Below are 19,781 nucleotides of genomic sequence, written 5' to 3'. Positions count from 1 at the left end.
CATGATAGCAAATTACCTTATAATTTATCTGATTATTAGTAATGCAATTTCAAATTCAGGATTGAAATCGGAAATTGATAGTCTCAAGAACGAACTAAAAGATATTAAGAAATTACTAGTTGATAATTCGGCAAAAACACTTGGGGATAACAGAAATAAAGATATCTGAAAGCTACCTAATTCACTTTAAGTGAATTTATGTTACCAGGACATACCATATTTTAGCAATTTTCTTCATATCCACCTATCTCTTCACAAATTCTACAACCCAAAAATTCCGATAAGAAAACAAAACGACCGCTTCCAGTAGAGTACTGTGAAGCGGTCTTCTCTTAAACATGTCTTTTTTAATTCGTATCTACTTGACGGGGGTATGGCCATCTCACTCGGTTTCTTTACTAAAATACCATCCTAGCGCTGAAGCCCCGGTCTTTTCCCCTCAGCCAGCATACCGTTAATTCTCTCGATTAATTCCGGCAGTTCGTTCATCGTTTGAATCGTAAAATCCGCCCCGTGCTGGATAAACGTCTGTTCAGTTCTCGAAATCGCGGCTTCCCGGTCCGTCGCTGACAGGGCATGGAACTCTTCTGAACTCAGGCCCATTTCCGAGCTGCCAATGACAACGCCAACCGACCATACGCCTGCGTTCATGCCTTCCTTCACGTCCGAGACGGTATCTCCCACCTTAACGACCTTCCAGGAAGCCGATAACCGGAGAGACTCCATATTCCGATAAATCATGTACGGATAAGGCCTTCCTTGGGAATTCGTGTCATCCGGCGTGAAATAGACATCCGGGCTGTAGCCCTTTTGCCGGGCATTTGCCACCACGACCTCCATCATGCTGCTCGTATAACCTGTCGTAGAACCAATCTTCAAGCCTTGACTATTCAAAACTTCAACCGTATCGATGACACCCGGGATCGGGTCCGTGTACTCGGATAAGGAAGCCATTAAGGCCGGCTCAAATTCCGCGTACAACCGCTCCACGTCCTGCTCATCGAAAGCTCTTCCGTACTTCGCTTCCCACAGCGACGACACTCTCGGCATGGACAGCATGGTACGAATATGATCGATCTTCAGCATCCCCATCGGCGCTCTCGCTTCATCCATCGTCACTTCAATGCCCGCATTCATGAAAATATCGACAAACACGTTCACCGGTGCAAAGCATCCAAAATCCACAGCCGTTCCGGCCCAGTCCAATATAACGCCTTCGATTCGGTTCATTGTGCCATCACTCCCCTATACTCTTCGATGATATGACATAACTGCTCGATATCCTGCTCATAGATTTCTCCGATATTCCCAATGCGGAAGGTATCCACGTCGGTCAGCTTGCCGGGATAAATCACATAGCCTCTTTCCTTAATATAAGCGTAAAAGTGCTCGAAACTAAATCCTTCACTCGGGAATAAAAACGTGGTGATGATCGGAGATTGCTTGTCATCGGTGATATAAGCGTGAATACCGATCTGCGCCAATCTCTCCCGCAGCAGGCGATTGTTATTCCGGTAGCGGCTGTATCTCGCCGATACACCGCCTTCTTCGTTCAGCTCATCCAACGCCTTGGAGAAGGCGGCCACCACATGGGTCGGCGAGGTATATCGCCATTTTCCGTCCTGATCCATGCCTTTCCACTGATCATACAGATCGAGCGCCAAGCTGCGGGCAATCCCTTCGCAGGCTGCAAGCTTGTCCAGCTTGGCGATGACGAACCCAAATCCCGGAACGCCCTGGATGCATTTATTCGCACTGCTGATCAGATAGTCGATGCCAAGTCCCTGCACATCGATTTCCATTCCGCCAAAGCTGCTCATCGCATCGATAATGAGGGTTTTGCCATATTCTCTGGACAGCCTCGAGACCATCTCCAGCGGATTCAGAATCCCGGTTGTCGTCTCGCAATGTACCATCGCGATATGCGTAATCCCCTCATCCTTATGCAGTATGGCTCGCAGTTCATCCTCGCTTGGATGTTCATCGTAATTCACTCTGTACTCCACGTAATTCAGTCCGATATACGCCGCCATTTTCACGATCCGCTCACCATAGGCGCCGTTTGTTACGATCAGCACTTTATCGGCATTCGATATGGCGGATGTCATCACCGCTTCGACGGCAAACGTGCCGCTTCCCTGCATCAGCACAGCGGTGTACCGCTCTGGATCCGCCCCGGCGAGTGCCAGAAGCTGCGACCTGATTTTTTGCGTAATCGATTTATATTCATCATCCCACGTGCAGCGGTCAAAGAGCATCTCCTCTTTCACCGTCTTGGTTGTCGTCAAAGGTCCTGGTGTCAAAAGCTTGTAGGTATTCATGTCACATCGCTCCTATGCTGGCTTATTCTTTGGCTCCGTTGAAGAATTGCTGGTGCTCTTCCAGCAGCTCTACGGTCAGCGGCTTCTCAAAAGTCATCGAGTACGCAGGTTTGTTGACCTCATCCACGGTCTCCCCTTCGTACAAGGCCACCGGATAGTTCACGATCAGATCTTTTCTGGCATCCTTCACGATAGTCTCGGCCATTTTCATCGCTAAATCGGTCGTGGCATTCTCCTTATCCACTACCGCAACCGACTCGGTCAGCGAGAAGTTTCCTTCGACCGGATCCACGTAATCAATCGGTGCACCGTCAGCTTTGGCCGCTACCGCCTGATGGCGGAGTCCGAAGCCCGCAGCCACTTCTCCGGCCTGCACTTTCTTGATCGGACCGGAGCCCGAGCTCTCCAGATGCGGTCCCACATTGGCAATCAGATCATGGAGTATTTGGCGTCCCGCATCTTCGCCGTATTGGTTAATAATCGCCTGAACCAGCAGCCAACCGGTTGAGGAATCCATAATGTTCGGAATCGATACGAGCCCGCTGAATTCCGGTTTGGTCAGGTCCGTGATGGAGGTTGGCATCGGCAAGCCTTTGTCTTTCAGCACTGCCGTATTCACGAAGATGGAGCCGGTATTCGCCAGAATCGGCGTGTAGTATTTCGGATAAGTTCCGACTGCGCCTGCGTCAAAAGCCAGATCCTTAAACATCGAATGCTTGCTCTGCGAGCTTTCGATAAAGTACGAGCTCATCGTGACGAGATCGGCCTCGATTTTGTTCCCCTCAGCCATCAGTTTCCCGCCAAGCTCGGATGTACCGAGGGATTGCACGAGATACTGTCCTTCGTATCCGGCATTCTTCAACGAGGTTTCCATTGCAGCGACGGCCTCTTCATCCCCGTTAGTGTAGATGACTACCTTCTTCGCTTCCCCCGCGCTTCCGCTGCTGCAGGCGGCCAGTGCAAACACCATGCTGATTGCGATCAATGACAGCAGCATTCCCTTAAGCGTCTTCATCATGATTAACTCCACTCCTTGAATTTTTTATTTAGTAATGATTTTAAAAATGAATTAGCCTGCGCATTCCGCGTCAGAATGAATGGCTGGTGGCGATTTCGAGCAAGGAGTTGCTCCTCACTTCAAGTGTCAATACCCAGCGGAGAGGACGGAATCGTATTGGAGAAGCGAATGCGTTCGCCTTTGTATTCGGATTTCTACAGCTTAATCATCTCAATCCGAGAAATCCGAAGACAACAGCGATCGGAAGTACGATCCGGCATCGCAGCGGACATGAACGTAATGGGGCAGCTTTACCGCTGCGCCGTTCTCCTCTGCCATGCGTCGCACACCAGCTTGATGATCAGATTCGTGAAGAAGATCAGCATCGACAGTACGAAGATCTCGTTAAACTTGGCAAAATGCTGCAGCTCTTTGATCTTGCTGGCTACGAGCGACGTCTGGGCCGATACGAGAAAGATGATGCCGCTGATCGTCACCATGGCGTTGATGAAATAGTAGCTGAACATCTCCATGACGGTTGAGGCCGAGTTCGGCAGGATCACCCGATACACGGTCTTGAACCAGCTGTCACCGAGCAGTTCTCCCGTGGTTTCCCATGAGGGATTCATCTTGGACAGGGAGTTCTTGGCCATCAGATACGGCGTCGTGAAGAAATGAACGATATTGCACAGAACGATAATGATGAAGGTTCCCTTCAGGCTGCTTCCATTAAAGAAGAGCAGGTAGGATATCCCCAGCACCATGCCGGGCACCGTATTCGTGATCATCGATACCATATCCACCGTGGATCGAGCTTTTAACGTTGTACGCACATTCAGCAGCGCCGATCCGTATGCCATCAAGGTGCCGAACAGCGCCGTCAAGAAGGCGACCCAGAGCGAATTTCGGTATACCCCCGTCAAATCACTCGATTGAATCACATCCCGTACATGCTGGAACGTAAAGGTCATGTCATAGGGGTAACTGCTCAACCAAGGAGCGATGAACATCACCGCAAACATGGACAGCATGCCCATCACAATGACCGACGACATCACGCCAAAGGCGATATCCCGAATGCGCTGGCGCGGCAGCTCGATATCCGAGAGCTTGTCATAGTGGAAATTCCATTTTTCCAAATAGTTCAGCAGCCAGATGCCGAACACGGCGGGGATCAGCATCATCACCGCAATGACAGCGCCTTGGTTGAAATCCGGAATGGAGCCCAGCATCACCTGATACAGCTGCGTTGCCACGACCGGATAGGTACCGCCAACCGAAGCCGGAATGCCAAAATCCGTAAAGCTTAAGATAAAGGAAAGGACAAAGGCTCCGCCAAGCGCCCCGGCCAAGGGACGCATAATCGTATTCAGGAAACTTCTCATCGTTCCGTCACCCATTAACTTGGAGACGATGATGAACTTTTTATCAATATACTTAAATGCGTTATGGATCAGCAGGAATACTGGAGGCAGCGTGTAAATGACGTAGCCTATGAGCAGACCGTTCCATCCGTAGATTTCAAACAAGTTGCGCCCGGCAAGCCGGGTGATCAATCCCTGATTACCGAACGAATACATAATGGCGAACCCATATGTAATGGTCGGGAGCAGCATGGGGACGATGATGACGGTTTTCAGCAGACCTTTGAGGGGCTGGTATATTTTGGTGCAATGAATGGAATACGCGAGTATAAAACCCAGGACGGTTGTGATCACCGCCGTGATGCCCGATATCTTCACACTGTTGCCAATCGCTGCGATGAATTCCCGATTCGACCCTATCGATACATAATGTCCGAGGGTAAACCCTTGATCGGATTCGAAGGAACGGACCAGCAGTATCAGCAGCGGCAAGAACAGAAACACGGCGAACAATAACAGGATGACGGTAAAGATGATCCGCATTTCCGGTTTCACGTTATGCATACTGCTCACCGAACAGGTTGTAGATGTTCTGCCTTTTGATGTGCAGCTGCTTGATAATAAACTGCTTCACAAAATCATTGCTCGGATGATGGACAATCTCCCGGGGTGTACCGAATTGGGCAATCTGCCCCTGATGGATAATCAGGATTTTGTCCGAGAGCGTCAGCGCCTCCTCCGGGTCATGCGTCACAATGATCGTGGTCAGTTTGAATTCTCTGGCAATCGACTGAATCCGCTGCTTGATCGACTCCTTGATCACGCCGTCCAGCGCGCTGAGCGGCTCATCGAGCAGCAGGATTTTCGGCTTCGTGACCAGCGTTCTGGCCAGAGCCACTCTCTGCTTCTGCCCTCCTGACAGTTCGCCGATCCGCTTGCTCAAGTGAGGCTGAAGCTCCAGGAAGTCGATATACTCCTGTACCTCCTGCTGACTCACACTCCCCTTCTTATTGCGCAGGCCGTATACGATATTGTCGTAGGCATTCAGATTGGGAAATAAGGCATAGTCCTGAAAAACGATATTAAACCCCCGCTTCTTCATCGGTACGTTGCTCAGATCTTGATCTTGGAACACGATTTTTCCCTGATCCATCCGGGTGAGTCCCAAAATAATATTCAGTAATGTGGTCTTCCCGCTGCCGCTCGGACCGAGCAGCGACACAATCTCGCCCGAACCGATTTCTACGTTGATGTCATCCAAAACCACTTTATCGTCAAATTGTTTGCGAATATGCTCTAGCTTCAGCAAACGGCTCACCTCCCTTAAACACATCCTCAGTATAGAAACCATATGTAAACAAGAATCATGAGAACTGTTAAATGTAAGTAAATTATGCATATATCATTCATATATTGATACCAACTATTGACCATATCCATCCACATTAAGTGCCTAACTTACGAATAATATAGGTAACTCTATTGAACATGGCCGGGCGAATCGGTAAACTAGACATGAATGCAGGCACCAACTACTAATGCGGATTGAATGGGTGAGCGAATGTTTCCACTGGAGAGGCAAAAGAAAATACTTGAGCTGCTTACGATTCGAAAAGTACTGAAGATCACCGAACTAACGGAAGAGCTGAACGTCTCGGTGGATACGCTGCGCCGGGATTTGAACACCTTGACCAAGCAGGGGCGGATCGAGAAGATCTATGGCGGCGTCAAGCTCGTGGAGTCCCGGTTCGGCGAATCCTCCATGGACGAGCGCATGGTCAGCCAGTTGGAAGAGAAGGACCGGATCGCCCGTAAATGCAGCGAATTCGTTCATGACGGTGATTGCATCTATATCGACAGCGGCTCGACTACGTATCAGATCGCCAAGTACGTGAAACATAAGAAGAAGCTGACAGTCGTTACCAACTCGCTGCCGGTTGCGATTGAGCTGATGGACAGTGATGTGGAGCTGATTATGATCGGCGGCAAAATCCGGCGGGAGGAGCAGTCCGTCGTCGCGTATGAATACATCTTCAATTTTCATGAGCTGAATGTACTGAAAGCCTTCATCTGCTGCAGCGGCATCACCATCGAAAAAGGCATTTCCGACTACAACCTGGAAGAAGCCATTACGCGCAAAAAAATGATCGAGCTGTCCAAAGAGGTGTACGTCATGGCGGACAGCACCAAGTTTGGCAAAGACGTCACCATTTCCATCGCATCGCTCGACAAAATCGATACCATCGTGACCGATGCGAACGTCCATGCAAGCTTCATGCCAAAATTCAAAAAAACCAATACCACGCTAGTGATTGCGGAAGAATAGAATAAAAGTGTGTGTTCAAAAAGGTCGACTTTCAGCACCGAAGCTTATGCTTCCGATGTGCGTTTTTCAAAACGCTTCAGTTGGATGAAGCTAGGGACGTCAGGAGCGGAGCTATACGTTTTCGCCAGAAAACGCCTTCGAAAGCATCTGGTGTTTTGGGTACGTGAGCACCTGACATGTTTCCGCAGGAAACAGGCTTCGGAAGCTTCTGCTTAGGCCCGGCTGAATTCAAGATTCGATGCCGAGCTGCTTCCTGATTCGCTTCGTGTTAGATATAGAATTTATTCGTTATCAGCAGAACTGATGAAATTCTATATCGCAAGAAAACCTACTTTTGAATCGCGGTCGCTCATCCTTGATTGGCCTCGATTGGTTTTCTAATCAAAAGCGGACTTTTTGAACAACCTCTTATAGACCCAAAAAACGGACGTTCCCCCTCGCTGAATGGTTAGCGATGAGAGAATGTCCGTTTCGGTTTCACGCAGGTACGCACCCGTATGAACTTTTAATTTATAGGTGCCAAGCCCTTTCGAATCCCTTGCAGCAGTATCATTTTCTCTTCTTCTGTAATCCCGTTTTTACCATCGGCATGAAGGCTTAAGCCCACTTGTAAGCGGTTGTATATTAGAAGGGAAGTCCATATAATGAAATGAGAATCAGGATATTTTTTCTAATTATGTGAGACACCATGCAGGTAGAGGAGGAAACAAGGTTATGAATGTTGGATCAGCACGCGCGGCGGCGACGGATTGGGTCTTGCAGCATGCCAGCAGGGAGCCTGGATTTATGGGTGCCTATTTTAGCGGCTCCACGGTCGGAAAGTCGGATGAGGCAGAGATGGCTCCGTCCTCGGACATTGACGTCGTTATCGTTACCCAGGATGCGGAGCCCCCTCTAAAGCTCGGAAAGTTTATCTATCAGGACGCTTTGATCGAAGCCACCTATCTGTCCTGGCGGGATCTCGCCTCGCCCGAGCAGGTATTAACGTCTTATCATCTTGCGGGCAGCTTCCGTGTAGATACCCTGATGTCCGATCCGACCGGGCAGCTGCGCAAGCTGCAGACGGAGGTTTCGCGTCATTTTGCCGACCGGATATGGGTCGCCCGCCGCTGTGAGAACGTGCGCGAACGTATCATAACCGGACTCCGATCCATAGACCCTTCTGCCCCTTGGCATCGCCAGGTTACCTCCTGGCTGTTCCCTACCGGCGTAACCACCCATATGCTCCTGGTCGCCGCTCTTCGCAACCCCACGGTCAGGCTCCGCTATGCGGCGGTTCGCGGTGTGCTGAAGGAATATGACCAAGAGGAGATCTACGAGGAGCTGTTAGGCTTGCTGGGCTGTAAAGACATGACTGCCGAGCAAGCCATGAATCATCTCAACGGACTGGCCCGAACCTTCGATGCCGCTGCTGCCATTGCGAAGACGCCCTTCTTCTTCAGCAGTGACATTAAGCCGGATGCAAGACCGATTGCCATTGACGGCAGCCGCGAGCTGATCCTAAATGGAAGCCCTCGGGAAGCCGTTTTCTGGATGGTGGCCACCTTCGCTCGCTGCCACAACATACTGGAAGTCGACGGGACTCCTGAATTTCAAGAGCAGTACGCCCCTGCTTTTGATGCCATCCTTGCGGATCTCGGTATAACGTCCACCGATGACCTGCTGCAGCGGGCCGACGAGGTTCTTCGGTTCCTGCCGAAGCTGTGGAACGTCACGGAACACATTCTGGATGCCAACCCGAATGTAACAGGCGGGCAAGAATCGACCTCATAACTCCTAACTTCATATAAAAAAGACCACGTCGGGATTCGTTCCAGGCGTGGTCTTTGTATTGTACATCTTGCGTATTACTCCCTGTGCGTACGGTGCGTGGTCCGGGGCATGCTTCGATGGCTGTTGACCAACCTGCTTGACGCACGTATGGCTGTCGATCCTTTTTAGTGGCTTTCCTGCTCCATCGGCAGATAATAACGGTGCTCCTCTTGGTCTTTGGCAAAGCCTACCGACTGATAGAGTGACAACGCCGTTTCATTGGCTGCCTTCACTTGAAGTTTTACTGTGGCGGATCCACGGGCCTGAAGATAGGACATGGCACGGTAGAGCAGATATTTTGCAATTCCCCGTTGTCTCCACGGTTCTCTCACAAACACATCTTCAATCACGCCGACGTTCCCCTCTTCCAGCCATGCCATGGTACTGCCTATTATCGTGTCCCCTTCCAGGACATTTATCGCAGTCCAGTTGGGATGCCCTTTATATTCCCGTAATCGTGCAAGCCCCAGCGGCGCTTCCGGCCAAACCTCAGCCTCGAGCTTTAGATACTTCTCTTCCTCCTCCGCAGATTCCATCTTCCACAATCGATACCGATAGCGATCTTCTAACGCCAAGGCAGGAATGGGCTCCTCAAGTGACCGCTCCATGGAATACAGCTTCTCCAGCGGCTGAAACCCGATCTCCTCTGTAAAAAAAGTGGTATTGCCGATCTCATGGGCATAGTTCCCCACGCACAAAAACGTCCCGTACGCCTCCGGCAAGGTCCGCTTTAACACGGTCGCACGTTCATAGAGCACTTTAAACATTTCACTTAACAGATCATTATCCCGCTCTCGCTGCGTTACAGCCTTGAGATTCACATAAATGTGATGCTTGCAGTTAGGCGCACATCCCGGCGGGATCACGTTAATAATGTCGACCTGTCCCTTGGCCACCATCTTCCCGTCTTCGAATGCACAGAACACGTTCTCCCAATTCTCCTGGTCACCCACCCACCAGAACAGCGCATCCGCTGCGGATACCGCCTGATACAGCTCCCCCAGCAGAGGCATATCGCCCTGCATAAAATTCCGTATGATTCTTTCACCCAAATGAATGTCACCGACCTTTGCGTTCATTGTAAGACGACCTGGGATGATAAAAATAGATAAAAAACAACTATAGACAAACAAGTTGCTTTTTCAGTCAATGATTTCCTTAAAATGAGTGTACAATGTTGGAATTACGCAATATAATAATTACGTAATAACATAAATGTTGATAAAGTGAGGTTGATGATTCCCCATGACACGTGATCTGGTCCAAGAGATGGATGTCTTAAAGAATCAAATGGCGGAGCTGCAGGAGCTTGTCTATCAGGCTCTTATGGAACGAAAACCTGCATCCGCATCCAATCAACACCGCCAAGAGATTGCAACAGCACCTACGATAAATGAAGCAAACCCCGAAGCTGGCTCCGTCTTCTATTCCGGGCGAGTGCACCTGAACGGACAAAGCATCCGCTGGGAGCCGCAGGAACGGCGAATGGATCAATTGCTGGACATGAACACCGAGAAGGCGGCCAAAATCCTCGCAGCACTGGGCAACAAGCAGCGCCTGGATATTTTAAAGGCCGTCATGGCAGAGCCCCTATCCGGTTCCGAGCTGGTAGAACGGTTGAATATGGGAACGACGGGTCAGCTGTATCACCATCTCAAAGCGCTGCTCGGCGCGGATCTCCTCGTGCAGGAGCAGGGAGGCCGCTACGCTCTTCCTAAGCATCGGAGCCTGCCGTTCCTGCTGCTGCTGTCTGCTGCAGGCGATTTGCTCGATACAAGCGATTACCTGGAGATGAGCGAAGCCCGTAACAATGCGGGGATGTATTTCGGGAGCTCGCATGGCTTCGATATTCATCAGCTGCTCTGGGCCGTGGTGGAAAATTCGATTTTGGAGCACACGAGCGGGTATGGCGATCAGATCAGCATATTCCTGCATGAAGATGGCAGCGTATCGGTTACCGATAACGGGAGAGGCATCCCCGTGCAGGCCCTTCCGAATTCCGACATCCCTGTTGTGCAGTCGATACTAACCAATGTCCATCGATTGAATGCCAGCGCACACTTTCTGGTCCCCGGTGCGGAGAAAGGCATCAGCATCGCCGTGGTCAATGCCCTCTCCAAGCATCTGACGGTGGAGATTCGCCGTGACGGGAACATATACCGGCAGGAGTACAGGCACGGTATTCCACAGACCGGGCTTCTGATCGTCGGCATGACTCAGGAGACGGGCACAAGCGTGACATTCAAGCCCGAGCCGGAATTATTCAGCTCTGCCTTTGAATTTAATCGCATCATCGAGCGTAAGAGCGCAATTGCCGCGGACTATCCTGGCCTCAACCTAACGATCCGCAATACCGCTGAATAAAGGAGCTGGAGAAAAGGCAGTTCGAAGCCTATGCACCATGCTTTGTACAGCAGCGTTTTTTACAGCAGCGATACGGCTCAGATGTCACATCGAAGGTACTGCTCCCTATGCAAACCGTGGCTGAAGCAACGGTCCTGGAACGAATACCAGTCCGGGTGTAGAGACGCACGGTGAGTGGTCCGGGGCAAGCTTGGATGGCTGTCGACCGAACCCATGTCTGGTGCTATACTGGGCTTGAACGAACGCTAATCGAGGTGATATAGAATGCTGGAACGTTCTATGGAGAATGTAATGGAATCCAAACAGGAAAGGGGCTGGTGCGATTAAAATATAAAACGAAACGAGGACGATATACATGAGCATACAGAGTACGGTAATGAGCGAAGGATTTGCATTGAATGTTTCCATTCGTGGAAACGGCAGGCCCATTTTTTTGGTGGTGGGAAGCAGTATATACTACCCCCGCTTGTTTTCGGAACAACTCTACACTTCATTTCAACTGATTTTCCTGGACCATCGAGGCTTTGTTAAGCCCCCTCGGACACTAGAGCCGGAAGACTATGCACTGGATAAGGTTCTGGATGATATCGAAACGGCAAGACAAACGCTGGGACTGGAGGATTTTATTATATTGGGGCATTCGGGGCACGCCTTCATGGCGCTGGAGTATGCCAAAAAATACCCGCAACATGTCCGGAAGGTGGTCCTGCTGAACACGGCCCCGACCAATAGCCCGGAGCGGCAGCAGCAGAGCATCGCTTTTTTCAATGAAACGGCAAGCCCGGAACGGAAACGGCAGTTTGAAGCGGATATATCCCTGCTGGCTGGGGATATCGAGAGAGAGCCGGAACGGCGATTCGCTCATATGTGCATCCGAATGGGAGCGCACAGCTTCTATGACTATGCCTACGATGCGGCTTGGATGTGGGAAGAGGTCTTCACCAGCATGCCCGTCATCGATCATTTATGGGGAGAAGCCTTCGCGCAGCTCAATCTGATCGATTCGCTGAAAGAGGTCGTTAAACCCGTCTTCATCGGTCTTGGACGGTACGACTATTTGGTCAGTCCCGTATCGCTCTGGGATGCTGTAGACGGCTCGCAGGAACACGTGAAGAAGGTCATTTTTGAACAAAGCGGCCATAATCCGATGTTCGAAGAGCCCGAGCTTTTTAACACCGTATTGACGGGTTGGATTCATGAAACGGACAACTAACCCGCTGAAGATACAACGTAAGCCGTTACTATAATGAGAGGAGCCCTCCGCTTTACCGCTGGGGCTCCTCTTACGTTTATTTGCGCGTTGCAGCCGGCAAACTCTCGCTTCTTATGGATTCAGCGGCATCGTCCGGATGGATGCTCTTGTCGCTGAAATTCGATCCTTTTTCGAGGCCGTGCGGACACGGGATCCGCTATTTGCTGATACTCGATCGTTTTTCGAGTCCATGCGGACACGGGGTTCGCCATTTGCTGATACTCCCATCCTTTTCGAGTCCGTGCGGACACGGGGTCCGCTATTTGCCGATACTCGATCGTTTTTTTGAGCCTATGCGGACACTGGATCCGTTATTTGCTGATATTCGATCGTTTTTTTGAGCCCATGCGGACACGGGGTTCGCTATTTGCCGATACTCGATCCTTTTCGAGTCCGTGCGGACACTAGATCCGTTATTTGCTGATATTGAGCTGTTTTTGAGATTATGCGGACACAGGATCCGTTAATATAATATATTTACGGATTATTCCCGAAATATCTTGCGATAGCGGATCTCCTGTCCGCATGACCCCAGGAAATGCCAAGAAACAACGAAATAGCGGAACCACAGTCCTCAAAATCGCAGTCCGTACTCAGTCACAATGGATCCTCGGGTCAGCCCCCTCTTCTTTGACACCTGCTAATGGCCCCCTTAATCACTTGCTCCTATGATCGCTTAGCCCCCTTGCTCCTTCGACCACTTAAACCCCTTGCTCCTTCGACCACTTAGCCCCCTAGTTTCTTGGACCACTTAAACCCCTTGCTCCTTCGACCACTTAACCCCCTTGCTTCTTCGACCACTTAACCCCCTTGCTCCTTCGACCACTTAACCCCCTTGCTTCTTCGACCACTTAACCCCCTTGCTTCTTCGACCACTTAACCCCCTTGCTTCTTCGACCACTTAGCCCCCATGCTCCTTCGACCACTTAAACCCCTTGCTTCTTGGACCACTTAACCCCCTTGCTTCTTCGACCACTTAAACCCCTTGCTTCTTCGGACACTTTGCCCCCTTGCTTCTTGGACCACTTAAACCCCTTACTCCTTCGTCCACTTAACCCCATACTCCTTCGACCACCTAAACCCCTTGCTTCTTGGACCACTTAAACCCCTCGCTTCTTGGATCCTCTAGACCTCTGATTACTTGCTGCTCGAGCCCGGATCCACTACATTCCTTGATCACTTACTACTCACTCCTTGGGTCAGTTAAATCTTAGGCACTTAAATCAATTACTCCCTTACGGACAACTCCCCCAGCCTCCGCGTTTCCTCCTCAATCCGGCTGGTATCGATCCGCTCAAACAAAAGCTCTACGCCATGAATCGGCCTGCCAGCCGGAACACGGCACCACTCCCACACAGGCTTCTCCAGCGAGAGAACGCCTCGTATCCTATCGCAAGAGAACGGAATAAACGGCTGCAGCAGGTTCACCAAATTGGCAATGATCTGAACGCAGGTGTACAGCGTTGTCCCGCACGCTTCGCGATCCTCCTTGACCTGAATCCACGGCTTCTGTTCATCAAAATATTTGTTCGCCAGGCGCACCACGCCGAAGATTGACTCCAACGCTTCCTTCAGTCGCCCCTCCTCAATGAGCGCCCCGGCCTCGCGGTACAATGCTTCAACCCGGTTCTGCCACTCTTCGGACATGCAGCCCTCGGGCACCTTACCGTCAAACGATTTGTTTACAAACACCAAGGCACGGTTGACCAAATTCCCAAACGCACCAAGCAGCTCGCCATTGTGGCTGTGAATGAACTCCCTCCAGGAGAAATCGGCATCCCGCTTCTCGGGGCCGTTCGCAATGAGAAAATAACGAATCGAGTCCGGCTGATAACGGCTTAACAAGTCCGGCACCCATATGGCCCAATTGCGACTGGTCGAGAACTTCTTGCCTTCGAGCGTCATGTATTCGCATGATATGATTCGGTCCGGCACATGCAGATCCCCGGCCCCCTTCAGCAGCGCCGGCCAGATCAGCGTATGAAACGGGATATTATCCTTACCATGAACATAGTAAGCCTTAACCTCGCCCGGTCCCTTACGCCAAAAGGATTCCCAATCGCCGCCCGTTTCCGCGGCCCACTGTTTGCTGGCGGATAAGTAGCCGCTGACCGCTTCGATCCAGACATAGATTTTCTTATCCTCGAAGCCCGGAACAGGGACATCCACGCCCCAGGTCAGATCCCGCGTAGCCGCCCGGTCCTGAAGCCCCTCCTCCAAGTATCTTCGGGTCAATTGCACGGCATTATCCCGCCAGCCTCGGGCGTTATTCAAATCATCCGCCAGCTCAGCCTGGAAATGTGACAGCGCTACGTAAAAATGCTCGGTAGGCCGCTCCACCGGAGGGTTTCCGCAGATTTTGCAGGTCCTGTTCGTCAGGTCGGACGGATCAAGTATGGTGGAGCAGGCGTCGCACTGATCCCCACGGGCCCTGCTGCCGCATACGGGACAATCTCCTTCCACGTAGCGGTCCGGCAAAAACCGCTGATCGGTTTCGCAATACGTTTGCCGCACGGTTTTTCGATACAAATGGCCGTTTTCCAGCAGCTTCAGAAACAGCTCCTGCACCACGGCATGATGAAACGCCTGGTCGGTTCGCGTGTATAAGTCGTAGGAGAAGCCCAGCCGTTCGAAGCAATCCACGAACTCCCCATGATACCGATCCGCAATATCCCCCGGAGCCACGCCCTCCTGAATGGCTTGAACCGCCACGGGCGTTCCATGACAATCACTGCCGGATACGTACAGGACTTGATCGCCTTTCGCGCGGAAATAACGGGCCAACACGTCGCCTGGCAAGAGGCTTGCAAGCCTCCCCAAATGTAAGGACCCGTTGGCATATGGCCAGGCACCGCCGATAAAAATATTCGTCATATCAATCATCCTCCTTTTTTTTGGGCAACAAAAAAAGCCCTCATCCCAAAAGGGACGAGAGCTTGCCGCTCACGTGGTACCACCCAATTTCATTTATGCCTTGCGGCATTCACCTCTTCGGGTACGACGCCATATATCGCGTGTATACCCTAGCACGTTAACGGGTGCGGGATCCGGCGCAGCCTACAACCCTCTTCAGGGTTTCGGTGCACAGCTCAGAGACCATATTCCCAAGGTTCTTTCCTTACCCCTTTTCACCAGCCGGGGCTCTCTGTTCAAAGACGTTACCAAGGTACTCTTTCTCTTCATTGCTTTTGTTTAACGTTATTCAAGTTACTGGAAATCATACCCGAACTTTACGAATGAAGTCAAGGGGACGGATGCGGAGCCTTTCTTGCCCTTACCCGGCCATCCCGTATCGCTCCCAGCTTTTTCCCCAGCATCATCTTTAGTTTCTTGCGGGCTCTGCTCATGCGGTTCCGTACATTTTCAGGCTCAATTTGGAGCACTTCCGCAATTTCCAGGGTATTGAAATCCTCGTAATAATACAAATACATCGGCTGTCTTAGGGTTTCAGGCAGAGTAAGCACAGCAGATAACAGTTCGTCATGGTTCTCCTCGCTATTCATCATCGATTCAGGCGCCTGCATAGCGCACTCGGTCAAACGATTCTCCGAAAGAAAGTCCATCGGTTCCAGCTCCGTTTCCTCGTAGGTTGATCGGTTCTTCCTTGTTTCCCTTATTTTAAACTTCGTGCCTTTCTCTTGACCGCATGAAATTGCCGTTTCTCCGCAGGGAAGAAGCGTACCAACAAACTTACCCAAGCATGCGTGTATTTCCAAGACTCTCCGGCCCTCCGAACCACTTCCAGCTGCTTTTCCCTTATGAGATATTCCTGAATGAACCAATTGTTCATATCCAGTCATTCTTTCCCGTCCATTAGTTCATAATTTTTTGAACTAAATGACTAAGTTTAATTATATATGAACAAATAAATAGTTCAATATTTATTTTCATCAGGATGTGGTATCATAAAAATGGAATGACGAGTACTTGAAGGAGAAAATGATCATGACCATTATCAGAATTGACTATTCGCCTGTTCACGAGCTGGTCACCAGCTTGTTCGCATATACAGATAATAAAAACCAAATGCATGATCTAGGAAATAAGTGGAGGAAGGAAATTCAGAAGAAGCTGTCTGCATCTTTTACGGATAAGCTCGAAGAGCTGGACTTGTTCGAGCTTATTGCTTATCTGCACCTGGCTATCGTAGACAGCCCGGAAAAAGACAACGTCGAGAGGTTTCTTGCCTGGTTTGCCGATTTGGGAGAAGGCCAATTGTATGAAATCCTGGCGCCTTATCTTGAAGACGGGTTTCCGATGGGGCTTAAAACATTCCGGGATCTCAGTCATGAGATCATGACAGAGTGGCACCGGGCCTATACAATAACGCCGGAAATTCACGACTTGCTGGGACGTTCCGCTGCCCGCATGGAGCAGCTTAGCCGGGAGCTCCCCTACATTGATCTGATTGATGAGGCAACAAGCGGAATTGTGCTCGATCCTGAAGATGAATACAGCGCCATTCTTCTTATCCCTACCTATCACATCAAGCCGTTAAACCGGATGGACTACGTGAGCAACCAACAGCTCATTATCAGCTATGCCGTAGACGATGAGCAGGTGGACGAGGATACACCCACCAGTCGGCTGCTGCGGATGACCAAGGGGTTGGCTGACGAGAAGCGGCTGGTACTGCTGCACATCCTGGCTAAAGGCCCTGTTACGTTTACCGAATTGCAGCAGAAGACCGGCCTTTCAAAGAGCAACCTGCACTACCATCTATCCCTGCTTAAAACCGCGGGTCTCCTGCGCATGCATTTCAAAATGCCGAATGAGCGGTATAAATACAGTGCCAGACCTGAATCCTTCAATCAACTGAAAGCGTTCCTGGAGTCTTACGTGTTTGGATTATCCCAGTCATGAGGAACGAATCCCGTTACAGCGAAGAAACCTGAGGAGCCATAAAAAATGATGACCCCATAGGTGGAGTCATCTTTTTGTTATGAGCAGCTTATGTTCCTGCGGAATCTTGTACTGTTACTTCGATAATAAGGTAATGGCGGCCGCTATGTCCCGCCCGGCAATAACATCTTTAGGCTTTAGGCGCCAGTTCCGCTGCCTGACGGATCGCTTCCATCAAGCTTTTCTCGTCGGCGATGCCTTGACCGGCAATGTCGAACGCCGTTCCGTGATCGACGCTGGTGCGGATAATCGGAAGGCCAACGGTAATGTTGACGCCTGCGTCCAAGCCGAGCACTTTGACGGGACCATGCCCCTGATCGTGATACATAGCCACTACGATGTCAAAGTCGCCGCGAACCGTCCGGAAGAACAGCGTATCGGCCGGGAGTGGGCCTACGACCTGGATTCCTTCCGCCTGCGCCTTCTCGACACCCGGTATGACTTTCTCTTCCTCTTCGCCATATCCGAACAATCCATTCTCGCCCGCGTGAGGATTGATTCCGCAAACGGCAATCCGCGGAGCAGCGATGCCGGACTTCTGCAGCGTCTCATGAGCAAGCTTAATGACATGGTACACGCGCTCAGGCTGAATGGACCGGACGGCATCGATGATGCCGACATGCGTCGTAACGTGAATGACCTTCAAATTCGGCGCGGACAGCATCATGGAGTAGTCCGTGGTTCCGGTCAAATCCGCCAGAATCTCCGTATGGCCCGGATATTTGTGGCCCCCTTTATGCAGGGCCTCCTTATTCAGCGGAGCGGTGCATATGGCCTGGATTTTATGGTCTTTGGCCAATTCGATAGCCGTCTCCAAAAATTTGAACGCGGCGTGTCCGGCTTCCGGGGCAACTTGTCCAATCGGCAAGTCCGCTGGCAGCAGATCCAGATCAAGCACATGAACCGTGCCAAAACGGTAGTCCACCTGCTCCAACTCATCAGCAGTAATCGCTTCGATCGCCAAGTCACTGCCCACAAAGGACTTTGCCCGCTCCAATATCTTCACATCCCCGATTACAATCGGGCGACTGATATGATACATCTCCTCATTCATGAGGCTCTTGAGTATAATTTCAGGACCGACGCCTGCGGCGTCTCCCATTGTAATCCCGATAACCGGTTTATGCTGGCTCATGTTCTCACCTTTTTCTTATTTGTTATATAGTGCAGAGAATCTACCAGGGATTGATCATTGCCGAAGCCCCCGGCTTTGGTGACGGTCCAGTAACCTTTCTCCATGCCTTGAAGCCTTCCGAACGGCAGGCCAGGCTCTACTTCCGAATAAAGCTGCATCTCTCCCATTCCAAGTTCGATACAGATAGCTTTAGCGGTATCCCCGCCGGTTAATACCAACCCTTGGATCTCAGCGTATGCCTGTAGAATTGCTTTTGTCATTCTTCCGAGTCCCAGCGAGATCGCTTCGCTTACCTCGGTTGAAGATAATCCCTGCTCATTCCCTGCCTCTTTTGCAAGTCTGCGGTTTTCTTCCGAAGCGTCCACATACAGGACCAAGTAACGCTTGTCCATATCCTGTGCAATTTGCTGCAGGACATCTCCTGTGTCGTAAGTTTCACGAATCAACGCGGTCGGATCGATCTCCAGCATCAACGAGTCGAGCATGTCTTGGACCGCACGAAGCTGCCGCCGGGTCGTTTGGGACAAGCTCCCTGATACGATCAGTGCTTTATCCGCCCCTATCCAGTCTTGGCTGCCCTCCTCCACGGAGGTCAGGGACAGCGCCTCCGGCAAGTATTCAATTAATCCGGCAGAACCAGCCCATAGAATCTTCTTGTCCAGCTGTGAAAATAATGCCGATATCGCCTGTAAATCCTCTTCCGTCTCACTATCACACACAAACCAGGTTTGACCTTCCGCCAGCTTGGATTCGAGCCATGGCAGAAATTGCGCCGCGGGCTGCCGCACTTGACTTGATAAGACCAGCACCGCCTCAGGCTCTTCTTCCTTCTGCAGCAGCTTCGGGATATAGCTTTCCATGACAGGCGTTTTGGGATCCTTGGCAAACTCCGTCTCAGTGATCAGTACACCTTGAACATAGTGATGCCCCTGTACCGTCGTGCGGTTCATTTTGGGAAAAGCCGGGGCGATCAGCACCAAATCCGGCCGGAACACCTTCTGCACCGCTCGTAATTCCTCTGCCACATTCCCGCGCAGGGTGGAGTCCAGCTTCTTGTAGATGTGGCGGCAGCCCTGCTCTTCAAGGAATTGAGCGGCTTCATACGCCGCTTCATAGGCATCCGCGCTGCGTTTCGCCCTGCTATCCGTATCAACGATTAGTACTTCGGCACGGGTGTCCTGACGGTAATGACGATGATCGAATACGACGGTGGAAACCAGTCCCTTCTTCGCCAATTGTACGCCCGAGTCATTTGCACCGGTCAGATCGTCCGCGATGATTCCAATTTGTTTTATCACATTTCATCAC

15 protein-coding genes and 1 other annotated feature are annotated in these 19,781 nt (G+C 50.9%); of the genes, 5 read left to right on the top strand and 10 right to left on the bottom strand.

The genetic code is table 11. The annotated features are described in order from the left end of the window. Window positions 1-411: 411 nt before the first annotated feature. From phnX to ACETK5_RS20855, 5 genes are all read right to left on the bottom strand, one after another. Entirely contained in the window at window positions 412-1,230 is an 819-nt protein-coding gene (gene phnX / locus ACETK5_RS20875) for a phosphonoacetaldehyde hydrolase (RefSeq protein ID WP_394057615.1), read from the bottom strand. Further along, the gene (gene phnW, locus ACETK5_RS20870; protein ID WP_394057613.1) at window positions 1,227-2,321 is read right to left on the bottom strand and encodes a 2-aminoethylphosphonate--pyruvate transaminase; all 1,095 of its coding nucleotides are present in this window, start codon (window positions 2,319-2,321) and stop codon (window positions 1,227-1,229) included. The genes phnX and phnW overlap by 4 nt, the downstream gene beginning before the upstream one ends. Before the next feature lie 22 nt (window positions 2,322-2,343). Further along, window positions 2,344-3,339: an extracellular solute-binding protein gene (locus ACETK5_RS20865; protein ID WP_394057611.1), complete on the bottom strand. Its 996-nt coding sequence runs from the start codon at window positions 3,337-3,339 to the stop codon at window positions 2,344-2,346. A 290-nt stretch (window positions 3,340-3,629) separates the two neighbouring features. Then, a complete protein-coding gene (locus tag ACETK5_RS20860) occupies window positions 3,630-5,246 on the bottom strand; it encodes an ABC transporter permease subunit (RefSeq protein WP_100539647.1) in 1,617 nt (538 codons plus the stop codon). Next, a complete protein-coding gene (locus tag ACETK5_RS20855; RefSeq protein WP_100539646.1) occupies window positions 5,239-5,991 on the bottom strand; it encodes an ABC transporter ATP-binding protein in 753 nt (250 codons plus the stop codon). Before ACETK5_RS20855 ends, ACETK5_RS20860 begins: the two co-directional genes overlap by 8 nt. Window positions 5,992-6,231: 240 nt before the next feature. Here ACETK5_RS20855 and ACETK5_RS20850 point away from each other — a divergent pair, with 240 nt between their 5' ends. Further along, the gene (locus ACETK5_RS20850) at window positions 6,232-7,008 is read left to right on the top strand and encodes a DeoR/GlpR family DNA-binding transcription regulator (protein WP_243390891.1); all 777 of its coding nucleotides are present in this window, start codon (window positions 6,232-6,234) and stop codon (window positions 7,006-7,008) included. A gap of 714 nt (window positions 7,009-7,722) precedes the next feature. Further along, window positions 7,723-8,781: a hypothetical protein gene (locus tag ACETK5_RS20845; protein ID WP_394057609.1), complete on the top strand. Its 1,059-nt coding sequence runs from the start codon at window positions 7,723-7,725 to the stop codon at window positions 8,779-8,781. A 164-nt stretch (window positions 8,782-8,945) separates the two neighbouring features. On the opposite strand, the gene ACETK5_RS20840 is transcribed toward ACETK5_RS20845, so the two are convergent. Next, entirely contained in the window at window positions 8,946-9,833 is an 888-nt protein-coding gene (locus ACETK5_RS20840; RefSeq protein WP_394058321.1) for a GNAT family N-acetyltransferase, read from the bottom strand. Between the two features lie 232 nt (window positions 9,834-10,065). On the opposite strand from ACETK5_RS20840, the gene ACETK5_RS20835 reads away from it, so the two are divergent. After that, complete coding sequence (locus tag ACETK5_RS20835; RefSeq protein ID WP_394057608.1) at window positions 10,066-11,184, top strand: ATP-binding protein; 1,119 nt, start codon at window positions 10,066-10,068, stop codon at window positions 11,182-11,184. Between the two features lie 355 nt (window positions 11,185-11,539). Beyond that, on the top strand, window positions 11,540-12,397 hold the full coding sequence (locus ACETK5_RS20830; RefSeq protein WP_394057606.1) for an alpha/beta hydrolase: 858 nt from the start codon (window positions 11,540-11,542) through the stop codon (window positions 12,395-12,397). A gap of 1,266 nt (window positions 12,398-13,663) precedes the next feature. Here the strand turns inward: ACETK5_RS20830 and metG are convergent. Together metG and ACETK5_RS20820 are read right to left on the bottom strand one after the other, a co-directional pair. Further along, on the bottom strand, window positions 13,664-15,310 hold the full coding sequence (metG, locus tag ACETK5_RS20825) for a methionine--tRNA ligase (protein WP_394057604.1): 1,647 nt from the start codon (window positions 15,308-15,310) through the stop codon (window positions 13,664-13,666). A gap of 47 nt (window positions 15,311-15,357) precedes the next feature. Beyond that, window positions 15,358-15,628 (bottom strand) — a binding site (T-box leader). A gap of 50 nt (window positions 15,629-15,678) precedes the next feature. Beyond that, window positions 15,679-16,152, bottom strand: a complete 474-nt coding sequence (locus tag ACETK5_RS20820) for an RNA polymerase sigma factor (protein ID WP_394057602.1) — start codon at window positions 16,150-16,152, stop codon at window positions 15,679-15,681. A 229-nt stretch (window positions 16,153-16,381) separates the two neighbouring features. On the opposite strand from ACETK5_RS20820, the gene ACETK5_RS20815 reads away from it, so the two are divergent. After that, complete coding sequence (locus tag ACETK5_RS20815) at window positions 16,382-17,299, top strand: ArsR/SmtB family transcription factor (RefSeq protein WP_394057600.1); 918 nt, start codon at window positions 16,382-16,384, stop codon at window positions 17,297-17,299. Between the two features lie 169 nt (window positions 17,300-17,468). On the opposite strand, the gene pdxA is transcribed toward ACETK5_RS20815, so the two are convergent. Further along, entirely contained in the window at window positions 17,469-18,473 is a 1,005-nt protein-coding gene (pdxA, locus tag ACETK5_RS20810) for a 4-hydroxythreonine-4-phosphate dehydrogenase PdxA (RefSeq protein ID WP_100539638.1), read from the bottom strand. Next, entirely contained in the window at window positions 18,470-19,771 is a 1,302-nt protein-coding gene (locus tag ACETK5_RS20805; RefSeq protein WP_394057598.1) for a four-carbon acid sugar kinase family protein, read from the bottom strand. Before ACETK5_RS20805 ends, pdxA begins: the two co-directional genes overlap by 4 nt. Between the last annotated feature and the right edge of the window lie 10 nt (window positions 19,772-19,781).

Origin of the sequence: Paenibacillus ilasis (assembly GCF_043195395.1) — a bacterium.
In the GTDB taxonomy this organism is placed as follows: Bacteria; Bacillota; Bacilli; order Paenibacillales; family Paenibacillaceae; genus Paenibacillus_AQ; species Paenibacillus_AQ lautus.
The sequence above is the reverse complement of the archived record's forward strand: the minus strand, read 5'-3'. Positions and strand labels throughout refer to the sequence as shown.